Source organism: Pseudomonas sp. Irchel s3a18, from assembly GCF_900187535.1.
Lineage (GTDB): Bacteria > Pseudomonadota > Gammaproteobacteria > Pseudomonadales > Pseudomonadaceae > Aquipseudomonas.
In genome coordinates this window covers 102,454-122,972 of the sequence record NZ_FYDV01000006.1, presented here as the reverse complement: position 1 = coordinate 122,972, position 20,519 = coordinate 102,454, and the positions used below count along the sequence as shown (strand labels likewise).

General features: G+C 57.9%; 17 protein-coding genes and 3 tRNA genes. 1 reads left to right on the top strand and 19 read right to left on the bottom strand.

From position 1 onward, the window contains the following. Window positions 1–115: 115 nt before the first annotated feature. The 16 genes from CKW29_RS11010 to rlmE all read right to left on the bottom strand — a co-directional run bounded on the left by CKW29_RS11010 (window position 116) and on the right by rlmE (window position 15,912). Window positions 116–191 (bottom strand) — tRNA-Thr (locus CKW29_RS11010). A 261-nt stretch (window positions 192–452) separates the two neighbouring features. Beyond that, window positions 453–2,558, bottom strand: a complete 2,106-nt coding sequence (gene pnp / locus CKW29_RS11005; protein ID WP_095145053.1) for a polyribonucleotide nucleotidyltransferase — start codon at window positions 2,556–2,558, stop codon at window positions 453–455. Between the two features lie 196 nt (window positions 2,559–2,754). Further along, a complete protein-coding gene (rpsO, locus tag CKW29_RS11000) occupies window positions 2,755–3,024 on the bottom strand; it encodes a 30S ribosomal protein S15 (RefSeq protein WP_003197723.1) in 270 nt (89 codons plus the stop codon). A gap of 259 nt (window positions 3,025–3,283) precedes the next feature. Further along, window positions 3,284–4,201: a tRNA pseudouridine(55) synthase TruB gene (truB, locus tag CKW29_RS10995; RefSeq protein WP_095148456.1), complete on the bottom strand. Its 918-nt coding sequence runs from the start codon at window positions 4,199–4,201 to the stop codon at window positions 3,284–3,286. A gap of 3 nt (window positions 4,202–4,204) precedes the next feature. Then, complete coding sequence (gene rbfA, locus CKW29_RS10990; RefSeq protein ID WP_095145055.1) at window positions 4,205–4,606, bottom strand: 30S ribosome-binding factor RbfA; 402 nt, start codon at window positions 4,604–4,606, stop codon at window positions 4,205–4,207. A 159-nt stretch (window positions 4,607–4,765) separates the two neighbouring features. Then, the gene (gene infB / locus CKW29_RS10985) at window positions 4,766–7,294 is read right to left on the bottom strand and encodes a translation initiation factor IF-2 (RefSeq protein ID WP_095145056.1); all 2,529 of its coding nucleotides are present in this window, start codon (window positions 7,292–7,294) and stop codon (window positions 4,766–4,768) included. A 27-nt stretch (window positions 7,295–7,321) separates the two neighbouring features. Then, entirely contained in the window at window positions 7,322–8,803 is a 1,482-nt protein-coding gene (nusA, locus tag CKW29_RS10980; protein ID WP_047537517.1) for a transcription termination factor NusA, read from the bottom strand. A 59-nt stretch (window positions 8,804–8,862) separates the two neighbouring features. Beyond that, a complete protein-coding gene (gene rimP / locus CKW29_RS10975) occupies window positions 8,863–9,321 on the bottom strand; it encodes a ribosome maturation factor RimP (RefSeq protein WP_158248610.1) in 459 nt (152 codons plus the stop codon). A 139-nt stretch (window positions 9,322–9,460) separates the two neighbouring features. Further along, a tRNA-Met gene (locus tag CKW29_RS10970) sits at window positions 9,461–9,537 on the bottom strand. 97 nt (window positions 9,538–9,634) lie between these two features. Next, window positions 9,635–9,720 (bottom strand) — tRNA-Leu (locus tag CKW29_RS10965). 22 nt (window positions 9,721–9,742) lie between these two features. Further along, complete coding sequence (gene secG, locus CKW29_RS10960; protein WP_095145057.1) at window positions 9,743–10,126, bottom strand: preprotein translocase subunit SecG; 384 nt, start codon at window positions 10,124–10,126, stop codon at window positions 9,743–9,745. A gap of 4 nt (window positions 10,127–10,130) precedes the next feature. Then, window positions 10,131–10,886 (bottom strand): triose-phosphate isomerase, encoded by a 756-nt coding sequence (tpiA, locus tag CKW29_RS10955; RefSeq protein ID WP_095148455.1) that lies wholly within the window; start codon window positions 10,884–10,886, stop codon window positions 10,131–10,133. A gap of 66 nt (window positions 10,887–10,952) precedes the next feature. Continuing rightward, on the bottom strand, window positions 10,953–12,293 hold the full coding sequence (glmM, locus tag CKW29_RS10950; protein ID WP_095145059.1) for a phosphoglucosamine mutase: 1,341 nt from the start codon (window positions 12,291–12,293) through the stop codon (window positions 10,953–10,955). A 16-nt stretch (window positions 12,294–12,309) separates the two neighbouring features. Next, window positions 12,310–13,161 (bottom strand): dihydropteroate synthase, encoded by an 852-nt coding sequence (folP, locus tag CKW29_RS10945; RefSeq protein WP_095145060.1) that lies wholly within the window; start codon window positions 13,159–13,161, stop codon window positions 12,310–12,312. A gap of 8 nt (window positions 13,162–13,169) precedes the next feature. After that, window positions 13,170–15,080, bottom strand: a complete 1,911-nt coding sequence (gene ftsH / locus CKW29_RS10940; protein WP_095145061.1) for an ATP-dependent zinc metalloprotease FtsH — start codon at window positions 15,078–15,080, stop codon at window positions 13,170–13,172. Between the two features lie 202 nt (window positions 15,081–15,282). Continuing rightward, window positions 15,283–15,912 (bottom strand): 23S rRNA (uridine(2552)-2'-O)-methyltransferase RlmE, encoded by a 630-nt coding sequence (gene rlmE, locus CKW29_RS10935; protein WP_095145062.1) that lies wholly within the window; start codon window positions 15,910–15,912, stop codon window positions 15,283–15,285. Window positions 15,913–16,013: 101 nt separating this feature from the next. On the opposite strand from rlmE, the gene CKW29_RS10930 reads away from it, so the two are divergent. Continuing rightward, window positions 16,014–16,322: a YhbY family RNA-binding protein gene (locus CKW29_RS10930; protein WP_095145063.1), complete on the top strand. Its 309-nt coding sequence runs from the start codon at window positions 16,014–16,016 to the stop codon at window positions 16,320–16,322. A gap of 9 nt (window positions 16,323–16,331) precedes the next feature. Here the strand turns inward: CKW29_RS10930 and CKW29_RS10925 are convergent, their stop codons facing one another. From CKW29_RS10925 to carB, 3 genes are read right to left on the bottom strand one after another with little or no spacing between them, the layout of a single operon-like run. Further along, entirely contained in the window at window positions 16,332–16,736 is a 405-nt protein-coding gene (locus CKW29_RS10925) for an MFS transporter (protein ID WP_095145132.1), read from the bottom strand. Between the two features lie 28 nt (window positions 16,737–16,764). After that, window positions 16,765–17,241 (bottom strand): transcription elongation factor GreA, encoded by a 477-nt coding sequence (gene greA, locus CKW29_RS10920; protein ID WP_095145131.1) that lies wholly within the window; start codon window positions 17,239–17,241, stop codon window positions 16,765–16,767. A gap of 2 nt (window positions 17,242–17,243) precedes the next feature. Then, on the bottom strand, window positions 17,244–20,465 hold the full coding sequence (carB, locus tag CKW29_RS10915; protein ID WP_095148454.1) for a carbamoyl-phosphate synthase large subunit: 3,222 nt from the start codon (window positions 20,463–20,465) through the stop codon (window positions 17,244–17,246). Between the last annotated feature and the right edge of the window lie 54 nt (window positions 20,466–20,519).

Here is a 20,519-nt window from a genome sequence, read left to right as displayed (position 1 = left end):
ACATATGTTTGGGCTTACAAGGCAACGACTGGGAATCACTGAAAGCAAAAATCCCGTACTAGACTGGATTCCTGTGGGATTTTGGGTGGTTTTGGCATCATATGAAAACGAAAAGTGGTGCCCGAGACAGGAATCGAACCTGCGACCTTCGCGTTACGAGTGCGCTGCTCTACCGGCTGAGCTACACGGGCGGTGGGCTAAACCTAGCACCGCTTTTGAGGTCCGGCAACCTGTGGCGAGGGAACATGCTCGCGCTGGGTTGCGAAGCAACCACCAAGGCGCTCGAGCAGGTCCACTGCGATTGACGACTTACGACTGCTGCGCCCGAACGCGGACCGGCCGGCGGGAGCAAGCTCCCTCGCCACGGTACTTTCCTACAGACAAAAAAATGCCCCGCGGCTTTCACCGTGGGGCATTTTTACAGCGTTGAAGCAGTCAGCCTACGGGAGTGATTAAACGCCCGAAGCCTTGGCTGCTGCCACGTCTTTGATGGACAGCTTGATACGGCCGCGGTTGTCCACGTCCAGTACCAGTACTTCCACTTCCTGACCTTCTTTCAGGATGTCGGTCACTTTCTCAACGCGAGCATCGCTCAGCATCGAGATGTGAACCAGACCGTCCTTGCCAGGCAGGATGTTGACGAATGCGCCGAAGTCGACGATGCGCTCAACCTTACCGACGTAGATCTTGCCGATCTCGGCTTCTGCGGTGATACCCAGAACGCGCTGGCGTGCCGCTTCAGCCGCTTCCTTGGTTTCGCCGAAGATCTTGATCGAACCGTCGTCTTCGATATCGATCGAAGCCTTGGTCTCTTCACAGATCGCACGAATGGTCGCGCCGCCTTTACCGATGACATCACGGATTTTGTCGGTGTCGATCTTCATCGCGATCATGGTCGGAGCGTTTTCCGACAGTTCGGTACGCGACTGACCAATGATCTGGTTCATCTGGCCGAGGATGTTCAGGCGCGCTTCCAGGGCTTGGCCCAGAGCGATTTCCATGATTTCTTCGGTGATGCCCTTGATCTTGATGTCCATCTGCAGCGCGGTCACACCTTTGGCGGTACCGGCTACTTTGAAGTCCATGTCGCCCAGGTGGTCTTCGTCACCCAGGATGTCGGTCAGGACGGCGAATTTCTCGCCTTCTTTAACCAGACCCATGGCGATACCGGCAACCGGTGCCTTCATCGGAACGCCGGCATCCATCAGGGCCAGGGACGCGCCGCAGACCGAAGCCATGGAGCTCGAACCGTTGGACTCGGTGATTTCCGACACAACACGAATGGTGTACGGGAACACGTCGGCAGCCGGCAGCATGGCCTGAACCGAACGGCGGGCCAGACGGCCGTGACCGATTTCGCGACGACCAGCGCCACCCATGCGACCACACTCGCCTACCGAGAACGGAGGGAAGTTGTAGTGCAGCATGAACGGGTCTTTTTTCTCGCCTTCCAGGGTGTCCAGCAGTTGTGCGTCACGGGCGGTGCCCAGAGTCGCGACTACCAGAGCCTGGGTTTCGCCACGGGTGAACAGTGCCGAACCGTGGGTCTTCGGCAGAACACCGACTTCGATGTTCAGCGGACGTACGGTGCGGGTATCGCGACCGTCGATACGTGGCTTGCCGTTTACGATGTTTTCGCGAACGGTGCGGTATTCGATTTCACCGAAAGCCGCTTTGACTTCGCTGGAAGAAGGCTGGCCTTCTTCACCGGACAGCTTGGCAACTACCTGGTCTTTCAGTTCGCCCAGACGAGCGTAACGGTCGGCCTTGATGGTGATGGTGTAAGCCTGGGAGATCGCTTCGCCGAACTCGGCACGGATAGCGCCCAGCAGTTCGGTGGCTTCAGCCTGGGGAGCCCAGGTCCAGGTTGGCTTGGCAGCTTCGGCAGCCAGCTCTTTAACCGCGTTGATCACAACCTGGAACTCGTCGTGAGCAAACAGTACCGCGCCCAGCATCTGGTCTTCGGTCAGCTCTTTGGCTTCCGATTCAACCATCAATACCGCTTCCGAAGTACCGGCAACGACCATGTCCAGGCTCGAAGCTTTCAGTTGTTCGTAAGTCGGGTTCAGCAGGTAGCCGGTGCTTTCGTGGAACGCAACGCGGGCAGCGCCGATCGGGCCATCGAAAGGAATGCCGGAGATGGCCAGGGCAGCCGAGGTACCGATCATCGCAGCGATGTCCGGATCGGTCTTCTTGCTGGTGGAAACGACGGTGCAGACAACCTGCACTTCGTTCATGAAGCCTTCCGGGAACAGCGGACGGATCGGACGGTCGATCAGTCGGGAAGTCAGGGTTTCTTTCTCGGAAGGACGGCCTTCGCGCTTGAAGAAACCGCCAGGGATCTTACCGGCAGCGTAAGTTTTTTCCTGGTAGTGAACAGACAGAGGGAAGAAGCCCTTGCCTGGATCGGCTTGCTTGGCACCGACTACGGTCACCAATACGCTGACGTCGTCGTCAACGGTGACCAATACTGCGCCGGAGGCCTGACGGGCGATACGGCCAGTCTCGAGGGTAACGGTCGACTGACCGAACTGGAATTTTTTGATTACCGGGTTCACGGTGTCCTACCTTCTTTGTGGCTCTTGGGGAACTGGTTTTCTTGCGAAATTCTTGGGCAATGTCGGGAATCGGCCCGGCGTGTATTGTCCAGGTAAAACTACTGTCCAGATAAAACTTGAGGCTGGGAGCCTGCCATGTGCCAGCGGGAAACCCGCTGACGCACGACAGACAACCAACCTCTAGCGCAATCGCTTATTAGCGACGCAGACCCAGGCGAGCGATCAGAGCGCTGTAACGGCTCACGTCCTTGCCTTTCAGGTAGTCCAGCAGCTTACGACGCTGGTTTACCATGCGGATCAGACCACGACGGGAGTGGTGATCTTTACCGTTGGCCTTGAAGTGACCTTGCAGTTTGTTGATGTTGTGGGTCAGCAGTGCAACTTGCACTTCTGGAGAACCAGTGTCACCAACAGCTTGCTGGTAGTCAGCTACGATTTGGGCTTTTTCTTGAACGTCGAGAGCCATGAGGCAATCCTTTTATCAGGAAACTGTTTCAGAAAAACAGCTTCAACAGGCCAGGGACAAATCCCTGTATCTAAAAATGAGTAGTGACCGTGCCTGTTAACAGCCACCCTCGCCAGCCTGCTTAAAAGCTGCTGCGCTCGGTAATACTGCGTCAAAAACCGGCTCGGAATGCTCATTGACAGCAGTCAACTCCGCTTCCTCGCCTGTTTTTTCCTTGTCTTCCCTTCGCTCGCTACGCTTTTACGCAGACTGGTTTCGGTCATTCTGACCGAATCAGTCGACGTGGCGCGATGCGCCCGTCTTCGCTCACTTCACCGATTCCGATGAAGCGACCATTGTGATCCTGTACCCGTACCATGCCGAACTTCGGTGCATCCGGGGCGCGTACCGGCTGGCCGTTAAGCCAGTAGAACGAGCTGTGCTCCGAGAATTGCAGCAGCGGCCAATCCAGCAGACCACTGTCCGATGGCATCAGGAAGCGATCGACTGCTTCGTTGCCGCCTTCGGCATGTACCGCTTCCAACTCTTCCAGCGTGACCGTCTGGGCCAGGCTGAACGGACCGGCCTGGGTACGTCGCAATTCAGCCACGTAAGCGCCACAACCGAGCTGTTCACCGATATCTTCCACCAGGGTACGGATATAGGTGCCTTTGCTGCAATCTACGGCAAAGCGCGCAGTATCACCTTCAAAGGCCAGCAATTCCAAGCGCGCTATAGTAACAGAACGCGGTTCGCGCTCCACCACTTCACCTGCACGCGCCAGCTTGTACAGTGGCTGCCCATCACGCTTGAGGGCTGAGTACATCGGCGGTATCTGACTGATTTTCCCACGAAATTTTGGCAAGACCGCTTCAATATCGGCGCGACCAACGGTCACGGGGCGCTCCAGTAAAACATCACCCTCAGCATCTGCCGTGGTGGTGGTCTTGCCCAATTGCGCCAGGGTTTCATAACCCTTGTCGGAATCGAGCAGGTATTGCGAGAACTTGGTGGCCTCACCGAAGCACAACGGCAACACACCGGTGGCCAGCGGATCGAGGCTGCCGGTGTGACCGGCCTTCTCGGCATTGAGCAGCCAGCGAACCTTCTGCAAGGCCGCGTTGGAAGTGAACCCCAGTGGCTTGTCGAGCAGGATAATGCCGCTGACGTTACGACGGATACGTTTGACCTGAGCCACCGATTACTCCTTGGCGTCCTGGGCTTGGACCGCGACCGGGTGCTGATTGTCTTCAGCCACCGCGCGCTCGATCAATGCCGACAGGTGCGCGCCACGCACGACGCTTTCGTCGTAGTGGAAGTGCAACTGTGGAACGCTGCGCAGTTTCATCTCGCGAGCCAACTGCATGCGCAGGAAACCGGCGGCGGAATTGAGCACCTTGATGCTCTGGGCGATATCTTCGGCGCTGTCCTGCCCCATCACGGTGATGAAGATCTTGGCGTGACCGACGTCACGGCTGACTTCAACAGCGGTAATGGTGACCAGGCCGACGCGCGGGTCTTTGACTTCACGACGGATCAGTTGTGCCAGCTCGCGCTGCATCTGATCGCCGATACGTTGGGTACGGCTGTATTCTTTTGCCATGTCTTGTTACCTGTTACTGCCTCACGGTGAAACCCGTGTGGTCTGAAAGCGGCAAACGCCCGGCCTGACAGAAGCCAGACCGGGCGTTGCGTTTAGAGTCCGGGTGATGCGCCGTGCATTTGCATGCGGCTGCCCATCACGGCTCTTGAAGTGCGCGAGTTAGAGGCTGCGAGCAACCTGAACTTTCTCGAAGACTTCGATCTTGTCACCGACCTTGACGTCGTTGTAGCTCTTCACGCCGATACCGCATTCCATGCCGGCACGTACTTCGGAAGCGTCATCCTTGAAGCGGCGCAGGGATTCCAGCTCGCCTTCGAAGATAACGATGTCTTCACGCAGTACACGGATTGGACGGTTACGGTGCACAACACCTTCGATAACCATGCAACCGGCGATCGCGCCAAACTTCGGCGAACGGAACACGTCGCGGACTTCAGCAATACCCAGGATGTTCTCCCGGACGTCGCTGCCAAGCATGCCGGTCAGGGCTTTCTTGACGTCTTCGATGATGTCGTAGATCACGTTGTAGTAACGCATATCCAGACCTTCCTGCTCGACGATCTTGCGAGCGCCAGCATCGGCACGCACGTTGAAACCGAACAGTACAGCGTTGGAGGCCAGTGCCAGGTTGGCGTCGGATTCGGTGATACCACCGACACCGCCACCCACGACACGCACTTGCACTTCGTCGTTACCCAGGCCGTTCAAGGCACCGTTCAACGCTTCCAACGAACCACGGACGTCAGATTTGAGGACGATGTTAAGCGTCTTCTTCTCTTCCTGGCCCATGTTTTCGAAGATGTTTTCCAGCTTGCCTGCGTGAGCGCGCGCCAGTTTGACTTCGCGGAACTTGCCTTGACGGAACAGAGCCACTTCACGGGCTTTCTTCTCGTCGGCAACCACGCTCATCTCGTCGCCAGCGTCCGGGGTACCGTCCAGGCCGAGGATCTCGACAGGGATGGAAGGACCGGCTTCCTTGATTGGCTTGCCGTTCTCGTCGAGCATGGCGCGAACGCGGCCATAGTTCGAACCGACCAGGACCATGTCGCCTTGGCGCAGGGTACCGTCTTGAACCAGAACGGTTGCCACCGGGCCACGACCTTTGTCCAGACGCGATTCAACCACGACGCCACGGCCAGGAGCCGAAGGAGTCGCTTTCAGTTCGAGAACTTCAGCTTGCAGCAGAACAGCTTCGAGCAACTCGTCCACGCCAGTACCGACTTTCGCCGAAACCGATACGAACGGGGTGTCGCCGCCCCACTCTTCCGAGGTCACGCCGTGAACCGACAGTTCGCTACGGATGCGATCGAGATCGGCGCCCGGCTTGTCGATCTTGTTCACTGCAACAACCAGTGGAACACCGGCCGCTACTGCGTGCTGGACAGCTTCAATGGTCTGCGGCATCACGCCGTCGTCCGCTGCAACTACCAGGATCACGATGTCGGTCGCCTTGGCACCACGGGCACGCATGGCGGTAAACGCGGCGTGACCTGGGGTGTCGAGGAAGGTGACCATGCCGCGCTCGGTTTCAACGTGGTAGGCACCGATATGCTGGGTGATACCGCCGGCTTCGCCAGCCGCTACCTTGGCACGACGGATGTAGTCGAGCAGCGAGGTCTTACCATGGTCAACGTGGCCCATTACGGTCACGACTGGCGCACGGGAGAAAGCCTCACCTTCAAACTTCAGGGACTCGGCCAGGGAATCTTCCAGGGCAGTGTCGCTGACCAGGGTCACTTTGTGGCCCAGCTCTTCAGCTACCAGTTGAGCAGTTTCCTGATCGAGTACCTGGTTGATGGTCGCTGGAGTACCCAGTTTGAACATGAACTTGATGATTTCAGCAGCCTTCACCGACATCTGCTGAGCGAGATCGCCAACAGTGATGGTTTCGCCGATCTTCACTTCACGCACGACAGGGCCGGTTGGGCTCTGGAAACCGTGAGCGTTGCGTTTCTTCAGCTTGGCCTTGCCGCGACCACCACGACGGAAGCCATCGCTTTCTTCGTCGGTAGTACGTGGCGCAACGCGTGGCGCAGGCGCTTTTTCCTTGACCGAAGCACGATGCGGAGCGTTTTTGCGCTCGCCATCGCCACTGCCACGACGATTGCTATCGTCGGCGCGTGGTTTGTCCGGACGGCGCTGTTCGTTCTGCTTGTTGCGAACGTCAGCAGACGGTGCTGGAGCAGCTGCAACGACTGGCGCGCTTTCGCGCACTGGTGCGGCAACTGCCGCCGGCGCTGCAACAGCGTCGTTAGTAGCGGTTTGCGCAGCAGCAGGCTGGCGACGCGCTTCTTCTTCGGCGCGACGCTTGGCTTCTTCTTCAGCCTTCTGACGAGCAGCATTTTCTACTGCGCGACGTTCTTCCAGTTCGCGTTTGCGCTCGGCTTCGATTTCTTCCGGGCTGCGCTGTACGAAAACTTTCTTTTTACGGACTTCAACGCTGATGCTTTTGCTGCCAGCAACCCGCAGGGTGCTGGTGGTTTTACGCTGCAGCGTGATCTTGCGTGGTTCTTCCACTTTCGCCTTGTGACTGCTTTTCAAGTGAGTCAGCAAAGATTGCTTCTCACTGTCAGTCACATGTTCTTCGGCGGCGGTGTGCGGCAGACCTGCCTCACGCATCTGCTGCAACAGGCGCTCTACCGGTGTTTTGACCTCATCGGCCAGTTGTTTCACCGTGACTTGCGTCATGCACTTCTCTCCTCAGGCCGCGCCTAATTACTCGAACCAGTGGGCTCGGGCGGCCATGATCAACTTGCCGGCACGATCATCGTCAATGCCGTCGATGTCGAGCAGGTCGTCAATAGACTGCTCGGCCAGGTCTTCGCGGGTAATTACGCCGCGCACCGCCAGTTCCATCGCCAAATCCTTGTCCATACCCTCAAGCGAGAGCAGGTCTTCGGCCGGATGGGCGTCTGCCAGCTTTTCCTCAGTAGCGATGGCTTTGGTCAACAAACGATCCTTGGCCCGAGCGCGGAGCTCGTTGACGATGTCTTCGTCAAAGCCGTCGATGTTGAGCATTTCTTCCAACGGTACGTAGGCAATCTCTTCCAGGCTGGTGAAGCCTTCATCTACCAGCACCTGCGCCAGTTCTTCGTCGACTTCCAGCTCGTCGATGAAGTTGCGCAGGATGTCGCCGGTTTCTGCTTGCTGCTTAGCCTGGATGTCCGATTCGGTCATCACGTTCAGGGTCCAGCCAGTCAACTGGCTAGCCAGACGCACGTTCTGACCACCGCGACCGATGGCCTGAGCCAGATTGTCTGCGCCAACGGCGATGTCCATTGCATGGGCATCTTCGTCAACGATAATTGCCGCAACCTCGGCCGGTGACATGGCGTTGATTACGAACTGCGCCGGGTTGTCGTCCCACAGGACGATATCCACACGCTCACCGCCCAGCTCACCGGACACCGCCTGGACACGCGAACCGCGCATACCAATGCAAGCGCCCTGCGGGTCGATACGTTTGTCCTTCGAGCGGACCGCGATCTTTGCACGCGAACCCGGATCACGGGAAGCGGCCATGACTTCGATCAGGCCTTCGGCGATTTCCGGCACTTCAATGCGGAACAACTCGATCAGCATTTCCGGCGCGGTACGCGACAGGATCAGCTGCGGGCCGCGGTTTTCAGTGCGGATTTCCTTGAGCAGTGCACGCAGGCGCACGCCGACACGGAAGGTTTCACGAGAAATGATGTCTTCACGAGCCAGCAACGCTTCAGCGTTGTTGCCCAGGTCGACGATCACGTTGTCGCGGGTGACTTTCTTCACGGTGCCGGAGATGATCTCTCCCAGGCGCTCGCGGTAAGCGTCAACAACCTGAGCGCGTTCGGCTTCGCGAACTTTCTGCACGATGACCTGCTTGGCAGTCTGTGCAGCGATGCGACCGAATTCGATGGACTCGATTTTCTCTTCGACAACGTCACCGACCTTGGCGCCAGGATGCGTTTCAGCAACCTTGCTTGGCCAGGTTTCGATGGCCGGATCGTCCAGGTCTGCTTCTTCGACGACCGTCCAGCGACGGAAAGTCTCATAAGCACCGGTGTGGCGATTGATTTCCACACGCAGATCGACTTCGTCCTCGAAACGCTTTTTGGTAGCCGTGGCCAGAGCCAGCTCCAGCGCTTCAAAAATTACGTTTGCCGGTACGCCCTTTTCATTGGATACCGACTCAACAACCAGCAGTACTTCTTTGCTCATCGTACGCCTCGCCTTTCGCAAGCCATTGGATCCGCGGGATCCGCAGTTTCTGGCACGTCTCAGTCAAAACTGGGAATAATGTTGGCCTTGTCGATCATATCGATCGGCAACAGGAACTCATGGTCATCAACCTGCACCACGACGTCCTGCTCTTCTACACCGCGCAGAAGGCCCTGAAAGTTGCGTCGACCTTCAAAAGGCGAGCGCAGCTTGATCTTCACTTGTTCACCGGCAAATTTTGCAAACTGCTCAATAGTGAACAGCGGGCGTTCCATGCCAGGCGAGGAAACTTCAAGGGTGTATTCAACGGCGATCGGATCTTCAACATCCAGCACACCGCTGATCTGACGGCTGACGATGGCACAATCGTCCACCAGCACGCCGCCCTCTTTATCGATATAAACGCGCAACATTGAGTGGCGACCTTGAGCCGAAAACTCAATACCCCAGCATTCATAGCCTAGGGCCACGACCACCGGGGCCAGCAAGGCCTGCAACTGTTCTAGCTTGCTCGACACCTGAACCCCCTCGTGCATGTATGTGCATGCTATGCAAAATAAAAAAATGGGCGAATCGCCCATCCCTGAAACGCCGTCGAATAACGGCGTTATAAAGTGTCCAGCTAACAAAAAGCCCCTGAAAAGGGGCTCCTGAAACTGGTTGCGGGGGCCGGATTTGAACCGACGACCTTCGGGTTATGAGCCCGACGAGCTACCAGACTGCTCCACCCCGCGACAAAGCTGGGGCGGAAGTATACGACCGATCCCTGACAGGGTCAATGTAACCTTCCACCTGCAAGAAAGCCCGCAACAGCGGGCTCTCCTGACTAATTGGTACCGAGAAGGGGACTCGAACCCCTACACCCTATGGGCACAACCACCTCAAGGTTGCGTGTCTACCAATTCCACCACCTCGGCAATACTACGTTTGAAACCCTTCTTACTTTTGCTCTTGAGCTGGAGGCACGTCAGTCGCATTGGTTGCCGACTTTTGCTCTTGAAGCACCGGGACATCATCAGAAGCCGGTTTTTGCACTGGAACTTCCAGAACCGCTGGGTTTGGCAAACCTACTTGAGTCAGCTGGTGAGCTTTCTCTTTAGCATAGTAACCTAACCCTAAGCTGGTTATGAAAAAACCTGCGGCAAGTATAGCAGTAAACTTACTAAGAAAGGTAGAGGAACCTTGGCTTCCGAACACAGTATTTGAAGCACCTGCTCCGAAAGACGCGCCAGCGTCCGCACCCTTACCCTGCTGCAGCAATACGAGAGCCACTACGCCCAATGCACCCAGCAGATGAAAAACGACTACGACTGTTTCCAGCATTTTTTCAGTTTCCCGCGGCGCGACAGATCGCACCGAACTCATCTGCATTCAGGGAAGCCCCACCAATGAGACCCCCATCGATATCCGGCATGCCGAACAGTTCGACCGCATTGGCCGCCTTCACGCTGCCGCCGTATAGAAGCCGCACACCTTGTGCGACTTCAGAATTCTCTGCCGCCAACTGGGCGCGAATGGCTGCGTGCACATCCTGCGCCTGTTGCGGCGTTGCAGTCAGCCCGGTGCCAATGGCCCAGACCGGCTCGTAAGCGATCACTGCCTTGGCAAAGGCACCGACACCCAGCTCCTCAATGATACTGCCCAGCTGACGCGAGACAACCTCAAGAGTTTTTCCGGCTTCACGCTGCTCCAGGGTCTCCCCTATGCACAACACCGGAATCAAGCCACATGCCTGTGCCGCTGCGAACTTGCGGATCAGCATTGCGTCCTGCTCGCCCATGATCTGGCGGCGCTCGGAATGCCCGACAAGTACCAGGGAACAACCTGCATCCACCAACTGACTCGGTGCAACTTCACCGGTCAACGCACCTTGTCCGGATTCCACCGCAGAATTCTGCGCGCCGACCAAAATCGACTTTCCTTCCAGGCCTTCAATCACTTGATTGATATGCAGGAAAGGCGGGAATACCGCGACATCAACACTGCTCGGCAAGGCCAAGTCACGAAGGCCGTTGATCAGCTCAGCGACGCTGGCGCGGGTACCGTGCATCTTCCAGTTACCAGCTACCATAGGGCGACGCATGCTGTACCTCGTCGGTCAAAGTGGGCGCAGATGTTACCCAACCGAATCATTGCTGGCAAGCCGAATTCAGGCAGAAACTTCAGCAACCAGTTTTGCCAGCTCTTCAGCGTATGCACGAACCTGGGTTTCGTCCTCGCCCTCGACCATTACGCGCACCAGCGGCTCAGTGCCGGACTTGCGCAACAAGACCCGACCGCGCCCCGCCATCGCCTTGGTAACCCGCTCGCTGGCCGCTTTGACAGCCGCATGCTCGACAGGATTTGCACCGCCGGCAAAACGCACATTGATCAGGACCTGAGGACACTTGCGCAGCGCCTGTCGAGTCTGGGCGAGCCCTTCCTGACGCGCCTTCATGGCCATCAGCACTTGCAGCGCAGCGATAATCGCATCGCCGGTAGTCGTGTGCTGGAAGCAGACGATATGCCCGGAGTTTTCACCCCCCACCGTCCACTTACGCTCCAGCAGCTCGGCAATGACGTAACGGTCACCGACATTGGCCCGCACGAACGGAATCTTCAGCTCGGCGCACGCCAGCTCCAGACCCAGGTTGCTCATCAACGTACCGACCACACCACCCTGCAGAGAGCCGCGCTCCTGCAGGTCACGAGCAATGATGAACAACAGCTCGTCACCGTCGACAACGGCCCCCGTGTGATCGACCATCAATACGCGATCACCGTCACCATCAAAGGCAATACCCAGGTCAGCCTGCTCGGCCAGGACAGCCGCCTGCAGCTGCCCCATATGGGTCGAGCCGCAGTTATCATTGATGTTCAGGCCATTGGGCTGCGCGGAGAGCACCACCACCTCGGCGCCCAACTCGCGAAAGACGCTTGGAGCAACCTTGTACACCGCACCGTGCGCACAATCGATAACGATCTTCAGGCCGGTAAAACTGGTACCGGTAGGCACACTGCTTTTGCAGAATTCGATGTAGCGACCCGACGCGTCGTTGATTCGCGACACCTTGCCGATCTTGCTCGACTCGACAACCGTCATCGTCGGCGCATCAAGCAATTCTTCGATCATCAATTCGACGTCATCCGGCAGCTTGGTGCCCTGCCCGGAGAAAAACTTGATGCCGTTGTCATCATGAGGGTTATGGGACGCACTGATCACGATGCCGGCCTCGGCATGAAAGGTACGGGTCAGATAGGCAATTGCCGGCGTAGGCATCGGCCCCAGCAGCATCACATCCGCACCCGCGGAGGTAAGCCCAGCTTCGAGCGCCGACTCGAACATATACCCGGAAATGCGCGTGTCCTTGCCAATCAGAACCTTGCAAACGCCCATTTTCCGGAACGCCATGCCAGCAGCCCAGCCGAGCTTAAGCATGAAGTCAGGAGTAATCGGGTAGGTGCCGACCCGACCACGAATACCGTCGGTGCCAAAATATTTCTTAGTCATAAGTGCTCCATCATTCTTATTCGGCTGATTCAACAGCAGTGATCATCCGTACCACATCCATCGTTTCGGCCACGTCATGCACCCGCAGGATGCGCGCACCCTTGGCCACCGCCAACGCCGCGAGAGCCAGACCGCCATGCAGCCGCTCCCCCACCGGGCGATTCAACGCCTGCCCGATCATACTCTTGCGAGACACCCCGACCAGAAGAGGCCGCCCCAGGTCATGCAAGGCTTCCAAATGCTTGAACAGACTCAAATTGTGCTGCAGGTTTTTCGCAAACCCAAAACCGGGATCGAGAATGATCCGCTCAGCCGGGATACCCACCGCAGCACACTGCGCCATGCGCTCCGCGAGAAACTCGCCAACCTCGAGCGTTACATCGGCATAGTGGGGATTGTCCTGCATATCACCCGGCTCGCCGAGCATATGCATCAGGCACACCGGCAACCCCGTTGCCGCAGCGGCATCCAGGGCACCATCGCGACGCAGAGATCGAACATCATTGATCATCCCAGCGCCCAGACGCGCAGTTTCACGCATGACGGCTGGCGTCGAGGTATCGACCGAGATAATCACGTCAAGTTCACGATGAATCCGCTCGACAATCGGCGCGACGCGCTCGAGCTCCTCAAGCGGCGAAACCGCCCGGGCACCGGGTCGAGTCGACTCGCCCCCCACATCAATCAAGGTGGCGCCAGCAGCAACCATCGCCTCAGCATGTTTCAGGGCAGCATCGAGCTGACTGAAACGACCGCCATCGGAGAAGGAATCGGGAGTGACATTAAGAATGCCCATGACATGCGCATGGGCCAAATCAAGAACCCGGCTGCCGCAAGGCAACCGGGTTGAGGACTGAACAAAAGTCATTTCAAACCTTAGACGTCGGCAGCCGGGCCGCCGATAGGGGTTTCCGGACGTTCGTCCTGGACAACAGGAGGCGTACCGGAAGTACCGGTACCACCAGACCAGTCACGCGGCTCGCGCGGAGGACGACCCGCCATGATGTCGTCGATCTGATCGGCATCGATGGTTTCGTACTTCATCAGCGCATCGGCCATCGCGTCGAGCTTGTCGCGATTGTCCGTCAGGATCTGCTTGGCCGTGCCATAGCACTGGTCAATGATGCTACGCACTTCAGAGTCGATCAGCTTGGCCGTCTCGCCCGAGAAGCTGGCGTGCTGACCACCACCGCCGCGACCCAGGAACACCTCGCCTTCTTCTTCGGCATACATCAAGGGGCCGAGTTTTTCGGAAAGCCCCCACTTGGTCACCATGTTCCGGGCGATCTGGCTGGCACGCATGATGTCGTTCGACGCGCCCGTGGTGACACCGTCAAAGCCAAGGGTCATCTCTTCGGCGATACGACCGCCGTAGAGCGAGCAGATCTGGCTGATCAAGGCACGCTTGGACAGGCTGTAGCGATCTTCTTCCGGCAGGAACATGGTCACGCCCAGTGCACGACCGCGCGGGATGATCGACACCTTGTAGACCGGGTCGTGCTCAGGCACTACTCGACCAACAATGGCATGACCGGCTTCGTGATAAGCGGTGTTCTGCTTCTCTTTTTCGGACATGACCATCGATTTGCGCTCGGCGCCCATCATGATCTTGTCCTTGGCCAGCTCGAATTCCTTCATCTCGACGATGCGCTTGCCGGCGCGAGCCGCGAACAGCGAGGCCTCGTTCACCAGGTTGGCCAGGTCAGCACCAGAGAAACCCGGAGTACCGCGCGCGATCACTGCCGGAGCGACGTCGTCGCCCATCGGTACTTTACGCATGTGAACCTTGAGGATCTGCTCACGACCACGGATGTCCGGCAAGCCGACGACAACCTGACGGTCGAATCGACCTGGACGCAGCAGCGCCGGGTCTAGCACATCAGGACGGTTGGTCGCGGCGATGACGATGATGCCGTCATTCATTTCGAAACCGTCCATCTCTACCAGCAACTGGTTGAGGGTCTGCTCACGCTCATCGTGACCACCGCCCATGCCAGCGCCACGGTGGCGACCGACGGCGTCGATTTCATCGATAAAAATGATGCATGGGGCGTGCTTCTTGGCCTGCTCGAACATGTCGCGAACACGGCTGGCGCCGACACCCACGAACATTTCGACGAAGTCGGAGCCGGAGATGGTAAAGAACGGCACCTTGGCCTCACCGGCAATCGCCTTGGCAATCAACGTTTTACCGGTACCCGGAGGGCCAACCATCAGCACACCGCGAGGAATACGACCGCCCAGGCGTTGGAACTTGCCCGGATCACGCAGGAACTCGACCAGTTCGCCGACTTCTTCCTTGGCTTCGTCGCAACCGGCAACGTCAGCCAGGGTGGTTTTCACCTGGTCTTCGGAGAGCAGGCGCGCCTTGCTCTTGCCGAAGCTCATCGGCCCGCCCTTGCCACCTGCACCGCCTTGCATCTGGCGCATGAAGAACATGAAGACGGCAATGATCACCAGGATAGGGAAGCTTGCAACCAGTAGCTGGGTCCAGATGCTTTGCTGCTCAGGCTGCTTGCCCTCGACAACGACGTGGTTGTCCACGAGATCACCGATCAGACCGTTGTCCTGAATAGCCGGACGAATGGTCTTGAAGCTGTCGCCATCCGTGCGCTTGCCGGTAATGACATAGCCGTCCACGGCTACGCGCTCGACCTTGCCATCCTTGACCTGCTGGATGAAGTCGGAATAGTTGAGGGTCTGTGGCTCGTTAGGGCTGGAGAAGTTGTTCATCACCGTCACGAGGACAGCCGCGATGATCAACCACAGGATAAGATTCTTTGCCATATCGTTCAATTAACTACCCTCTGAAGCAAGCTCCGCAACTGGCGCGCGCCTCGCATGATATTCACCGGCCTAACTTACTACATTACCTACAACTCTGGCAGGCGCCGTCTGTAACCCTTTGTGAAACATTGACTACACAATATTCGTTAATGCTTGTGGGGCGAAATACTAAAAACCTATCACCCCGCAAAAAATCCTCGTTTTACTCACTCCGGCCGCGGTAACCCCAAGCCAGCATGTATTGCTCGCGAGAGCTGCCACGGGAAGAGTCCGGCTTGATCATCTGGACCTTGTCGAATTTCTGACGAGCGTCCTTCACGTAAGCATCGAACCCTTCGCCCTGAAAAACCTTGATCACAAAATTACCGCCAGGCTTGAGTATCCGAGCCGCCAAATCAAGAGCCAGCTCGCAAAGAAACATGGCTTTTGGCATGTCCACTTCAGGCGTACCACTCATATTGGGGGCCATATCGGAAATCACAAGGTCCACCTGCGAATTACCCACGGCCTCAAGGATCTGAGCGAGCACCTGGTCCTGGGTGAAGTCACCCTGGATGAAAGTCACGTCCGGAATGCTGTCCATCTCCAGGATGTCCGAGGCAATCAGACGCCCCTGACCACCGATCAACCGACTAGTGACCTGCGACCAGCCACCGGGTGCTGCACCGAGGTCGACAACACTCATGCCCGGACGGATCAGCTTGTATTTCTCCTGGACCTCCAGAAGCTTGTAACTCGCACGCGAGCGGTAACCATCCTTCTGCGCCTGCTTCACATAGGGATCATTGACATGTCTTTTCAGCCAACCAAGGCTTGTCTTGGAACGCGCCATTGGGCACCTCGATGATAAGGGTCGTGATTAATTGGGCGGATCCACGCACCCTCGGGTAAAATGGCCGCCATTTTACAGAATCCAGACGAAAGGGTCAGATTATGCCGCTCACTCAAGAGCAGAAGAAACAGTACAAATCCATTGGCCACCATCTGAAACCAGTTTTGACTGTGGCTGACAACGGTTTGACGGAAGGTGTGTTAGCCGAACTGGAACGCGCATTGGGCGATCACGAGCTGATCAAGATCAAGCTCAGCATCCTCGATCGCGAATCGCGCCTGGCTGCCATTGCAGAACTGTGCAAGGTCGGCAAAGCGGATCTGGTACAGGTCATCGGCAAGATGGCGCTGATTTACCGCAAGAACTTCAGCGTAAACAAGCAGCTGTCGAACGTCCATCGCTTCAAGTGATGAAACGGGTCAAGGGTGTGCTTCGCGCACCCTGCCACCCCAACCTGGCACCGGCTGCATGACCAGCAGCAAACCGGAAAAACCCAGGACCAGGTAGCTGAACAGCAACCAATGCTCCGCCTCTGGCCATTCGATGCGCACCACGAAGTACATCGTGCTCGCGTACAGCGCCATCAACAGCAACTGTCCGCGCATATCGAGCCATAGACTGGCAAGGCCCTTGGTCTGAACCAGCACCAAAACCTGAAAAACCACGCACGCCGCTGAAAACCCGACCAGCAGCGCACTCAGCATGCCTGAAATCTCATGGATCAGCAGCGGCGCCAGGCCAATTTGGCCCAGCACCGGCAGCAGACCGACGTGCAACAACCACAGGCCGCCGACCCATAACACCTGGGTCAGCTGCCAAAGCATGGCGCCCGCGCGATGCAGGCGCCTGCCCTCAGACATGGCGGACTTCGACAATCTCGTACTCGATAACGCCACCAGGCGTTTTCACCGCCACCACGTCACCCTCTTCCTTGGCGATCAAGGCGCGGGCCAGTGGCGATCCGACCGAAATCTTGCCAAGTTTGAAGTCAGCCTCATCCTCACCCACGATGTGGTAAGTGACGCGCTCATCAGTCTCGACGTTGGCGATTTCAACGGTGGTGCCGAAAATCACTTTACCGGTGTGAGGAATGGACGTGACATCGATGATGACCTGATTCTGAATCCGGCCTTCAATGTCACGAATCCGCGCCTCGACCATACCCTGCTGCTCGCGAGCAGCATGGTATTCGGCATTTTCCTTCAAATCACCCAGCTCGCGAGCCGTACCGATGTCCTGGCTCAGCTTTGGACGTACGACCTTAGTCAGGTGAGCGTGCTCTTCTTCCAGGGCGCGAGCGCCCTGAACAGTCATGGGATACTTGGTTATGCTCATGCCTTCAATCCTGCGTGTAGATCCTGCAAGCGGCGCACAGTCTTCTCGGGACCGAACTTCAGCGCTTCACAGATAGCTTCGCCTGCAGCAATGGTGGTGGTGCAGTAAATCTTGTGCTGCAAGGCATTACGACGAATGGAGTAGGAGTCAGCGATCGACTGACGACCTTCGGTGGTGTTGATGATCAGCGTGACTTCGTCATTCTTGATCATGTCGACCACGTGCGGACGACCTTCGGTCACCTTGTTCACACGGCGCACTTTCAGGCCTGCAGCCTCGATCAGCTTGGCAGTACCGGCAGTGGCGACCACTTCGAAGCCCAAGTTGATCAGATCACGGGCTACGCCTGCAACCAGCGGCTTGTCATCGTCACGCACACTGATGAACGCAGTACCGCCGGTCGGCAGCACTTCGCTGGCACCCATCTGGGCCTTGGCGAAGGCTTCGCCGAAGGTGTCGCCCACACCCATCACTTCGCCCGTGGACTTCATCTCTGGGCCGAGGATCGGGTCAACACCAGGGAATTTGGCGAACGGGAACACCGCCTCTTTCACGCTGTAGAAGTTCGGAATGATTTCCTTGGTGAAGCCGATTTCCTTCAGGGTCTTACCGGCCATGACGCGAGCCGCGATCATTGCCAGGGAAACACCGATGCACTTGGAGACGAACGGTACGGTACGGGATGCACGCGGGTTGACTTCGATGACGTAGATGTCCTCGCCCTGCAGCGCCAACTGAACGTTCATCAGGCCGACTACGCCCAACTCCAGCGCCATCTTCTTGACCTGCTCGCGCATCTCGTCCTGGATGTGCAGCGGCAGCGAGTACGGCGGCAGCGAGCATGCGGAGTCACCGGAGTGAACGCCGGCCTGCTCGATGTGCTGCATGATTGCGCCGATCACCACGTCCTTGCCGTCGCAGACCGCATCCACGTCCATTTCGATGGCGCAGTTGAGGAAGTGGTCCAGCAGCACAGGGCTGTCGTTGGAAACCTGAACCGCTTCACGCAGGTAGCGCTTGAGTTCTTCTTCCTCGTAGACGATTTCCATCGCCCGGCCGCCCAACACGTAGGACGGACGCACCACCAGCGGGTAGCCGATCTTGCCAGCGGCACGAATGGCTTCGTCTTCGCTGCGCACGGTGGCGTTTGGCGGCTGACGCAGGTTCAGGCGCTGGACCATTTGCTGGAAACGCTCACGGTCTTCAGCACGGTCGATGGCGTCAGGGCTGGTGCCGATGATCGGCACGCCAGCCGCTTCCAGGGCGCGAGCCAGCTTCAACGGAGTCTGGCCGCCGTACTGGACGATCACGCCTTTCGGCTTCTCGACGCGCACGATTTCCAGCACGTCTTCCAGGGTCACTGGTTCGAAGTACAGGCGATCGGAGGTGTCGTAGTCGGTGGACACGGTTTCCGGGTTGCAGTTGACCATGATGGTCTCGTACCCGTCATCGCGCAGCGCCAGTGCCGCGTGAACGCAGCAGTAGTCGAACTCGATGCCTTGGCCGATACGGTTCGGACCGCCACCCAGGATCATGATCTTGTCGCGACCCGATGGCGCCGCTTCGCACTCTTCTTCGTACGTCGAGTAGAGGTAAGCGGTATCGGTAGCGAACTCGGCAGCGCAGGTGTCAACGCGCTTGTAGACCGGGAAAATTTCCAGCTTGTGGCGATGCGCACGCAAGCTCTTCTCGGTCACGCCCAGCAGCTTGGCCAGACGCTGATCGGAGAAGCCTTTGCGCTTGAGGCGGAACATCAGGTCTTTGTCGATCGCCGACAGACCCAGGGTCTTGACCTTCTCTTCTTCCTTGATCAGATCTTCGATCTGCACCAGGAACCAAGGGTCGATCATGTTCATGCCGAAGATTTCTTCGACCGTCATGCCTGCGCGGAAGGCGTCAGCCACGTACCAGATACGTTCGGCGCCCGGCACGGTCAGTTCGCGCTTGAGCACGCTCATGCTTTCCGGATTGCTCAGGTCGAGCTTCTCGTCCAGACCGCAAACGCCGACTTCCAGACCGCGCAGGGCTTTCTGCAGGGACTCCTGGAAGGTCCGGCCGATGGCCATGACTTCACCGACCGACTTCATTTGAGTGGTCAGGCGGGCGTCAGCCTTGGCGAACTTCTCGAAGGCGAAGCGTGGCAGCTTGGTCACGACGTAGTCGATGGACGGCTCGAAAGACGCCGGGGTCTTGCCACCGGTGATGTCGTTCGACAGCTCATCCAGGGTGTAGCCCACCGCCAGCTTGGCAGCGACCTTGGCGATCGGGAAGCCGGTAGCTTTCGAAGCCAGCGCCGAGGAACGGGATACACGCGGGTTCATCTCGATGACGACCATGCGACCGGTGTTCGGGCAGATACCGAACTGGACGTTGGAGCCGCCGGTTTCCACGCCGATCTCGCGCAGTACCGCCAGGGAGGCGTTACGCAGGATCTGGTATTCCTTGTCGGTCAGGGTCTGTGCCGGCGCCACGGTGATCGAGTCACCGGTGTGCACGCCCATCGGGTCGAAGTTTTCGATCGAGCACACGATGATGCAGTTGTCCTTCTTGTCGCGGACAACCTCCATTTCGTACTCTTTCCAGCCGATCAGGGATTCGTCGATCAGCAGCTCTTTGGTTGGCGACAGGTCCAGGCCGCGGGCACAGATTTCTTCGAATTCTTCACGGTTGTAGGCAATACCACCACCAGTGCCGCCCATGGTGAAGGACGGACGGATGATGCACGGGAAGCCGAGCTTCTCGAGGACCGCATTGGCCTCTTCCATGCTGTGGGCGATACCGGAACGCGGGCACGCCAGGCCGATGGATTTCATCGCCTTGTCGAAACGCGAACGGTCTTCAGCCTTGTCGATGGTGTCGGCATTGGCACCGATCATCTCTACGCCGAACTTCTCCAGAACGCCTTCGCGCTCCAGGTCCAGGGCGCAGTTCAGGGCGGTCTGGCCGCCCATGGTTGGTAGCAGCGCGTCCGGACGCTCTTTCTCGATGATCTTGGCAACGGTCTGCCACTTGATCGGCTCGATGTAGGTGGCGTCGGCCATGGCCGGGTCGGTCATGATGGTGGCCGGGTTGGAGTTCACCAGGATGACGCGGTAACCCTCTTCGCGCAGGGCCTTGCAGGCCTGGGCGCCGGAGTAGTCGAATTCGCAGGCCTGGCCGATAACGATCGGGCCAGCGCCGAGAATCAGGATGCTTTTAATGTCTGTACGTTTTGGCATGGGTTTGTCACTCAAATCCGCAGGTCAGTCGGCAAGCCGTCTTGTTCAATCTCT

Bases quoted from the DNA above. Each gene is read 5' to 3' on its own strand.
- rpsO (WP_003197723.1), bottom strand. From the start codon at position 3,024: ATGGCTCTCGACGTTCAAGAAAAAGCCCAAATCGTAGCTGACTACCAG.
- rbfA (WP_095145055.1), bottom strand. From the start codon at position 4,606: ATGGCAAAAGAATACAGCCGTACCCAACGTATCGGCGATCAGATGCAG.
- infB (WP_095145056.1), bottom strand. From the start codon at position 7,294: ATGACGCAAGTCACGGTGAAACAACTGGCCGATGAGGTCAAAACACCG.
- nusA (WP_047537517.1), bottom strand. From the start codon at position 8,803: ATGAGCAAAGAAGTACTGCTGGTTGTTGAGTCGGTATCCAATGAAAAG.
- secG (WP_095145057.1), bottom strand. From the start codon at position 10,126: ATGCTGGAAACAGTCGTAGTCGTTTTTCATCTGCTGGGTGCATTGGGC.
- tpiA (WP_095148455.1), bottom strand. From the start codon at position 10,886: ATGCGTCGCCCTATGGTAGCTGGTAACTGGAAGATGCACGGTACCCGC.
- glmM (WP_095145059.1), bottom strand. From the start codon at position 12,293: ATGACTAAGAAATATTTTGGCACCGACGGTATTCGTGGTCGGGTCGGC.
- folP (WP_095145060.1), bottom strand. From the start codon at position 13,161: ATGACTTTTGTTCAGTCCTCAACCCGGTTGCCTTGCGGCAGCCGGGTT.
- ftsH (WP_095145061.1), bottom strand. From the start codon at position 15,080: ATGGCAAAGAATCTTATCCTGTGGTTGATCATCGCGGCTGTCCTCGTG.
- rlmE (WP_095145062.1), bottom strand. From the start codon at position 15,912: ATGGCGCGTTCCAAGACAAGCCTTGGTTGGCTGAAAAGACATGTCAAT.
- CKW29_RS10930 (WP_095145063.1), top strand. From the start codon at position 16,014: ATGCCGCTCACTCAAGAGCAGAAGAAACAGTACAAATCCATTGGCCAC.
- CKW29_RS10925 (WP_095145132.1), bottom strand. From the start codon at position 16,736: ATGCTTTGGCAGCTGACCCAGGTGTTATGGGTCGGCGGCCTGTGGTTG.
- carB (WP_095148454.1), bottom strand. From the start codon at position 20,465: ATGCCAAAACGTACAGACATTAAAAGCATCCTGATTCTCGGCGCTGGC.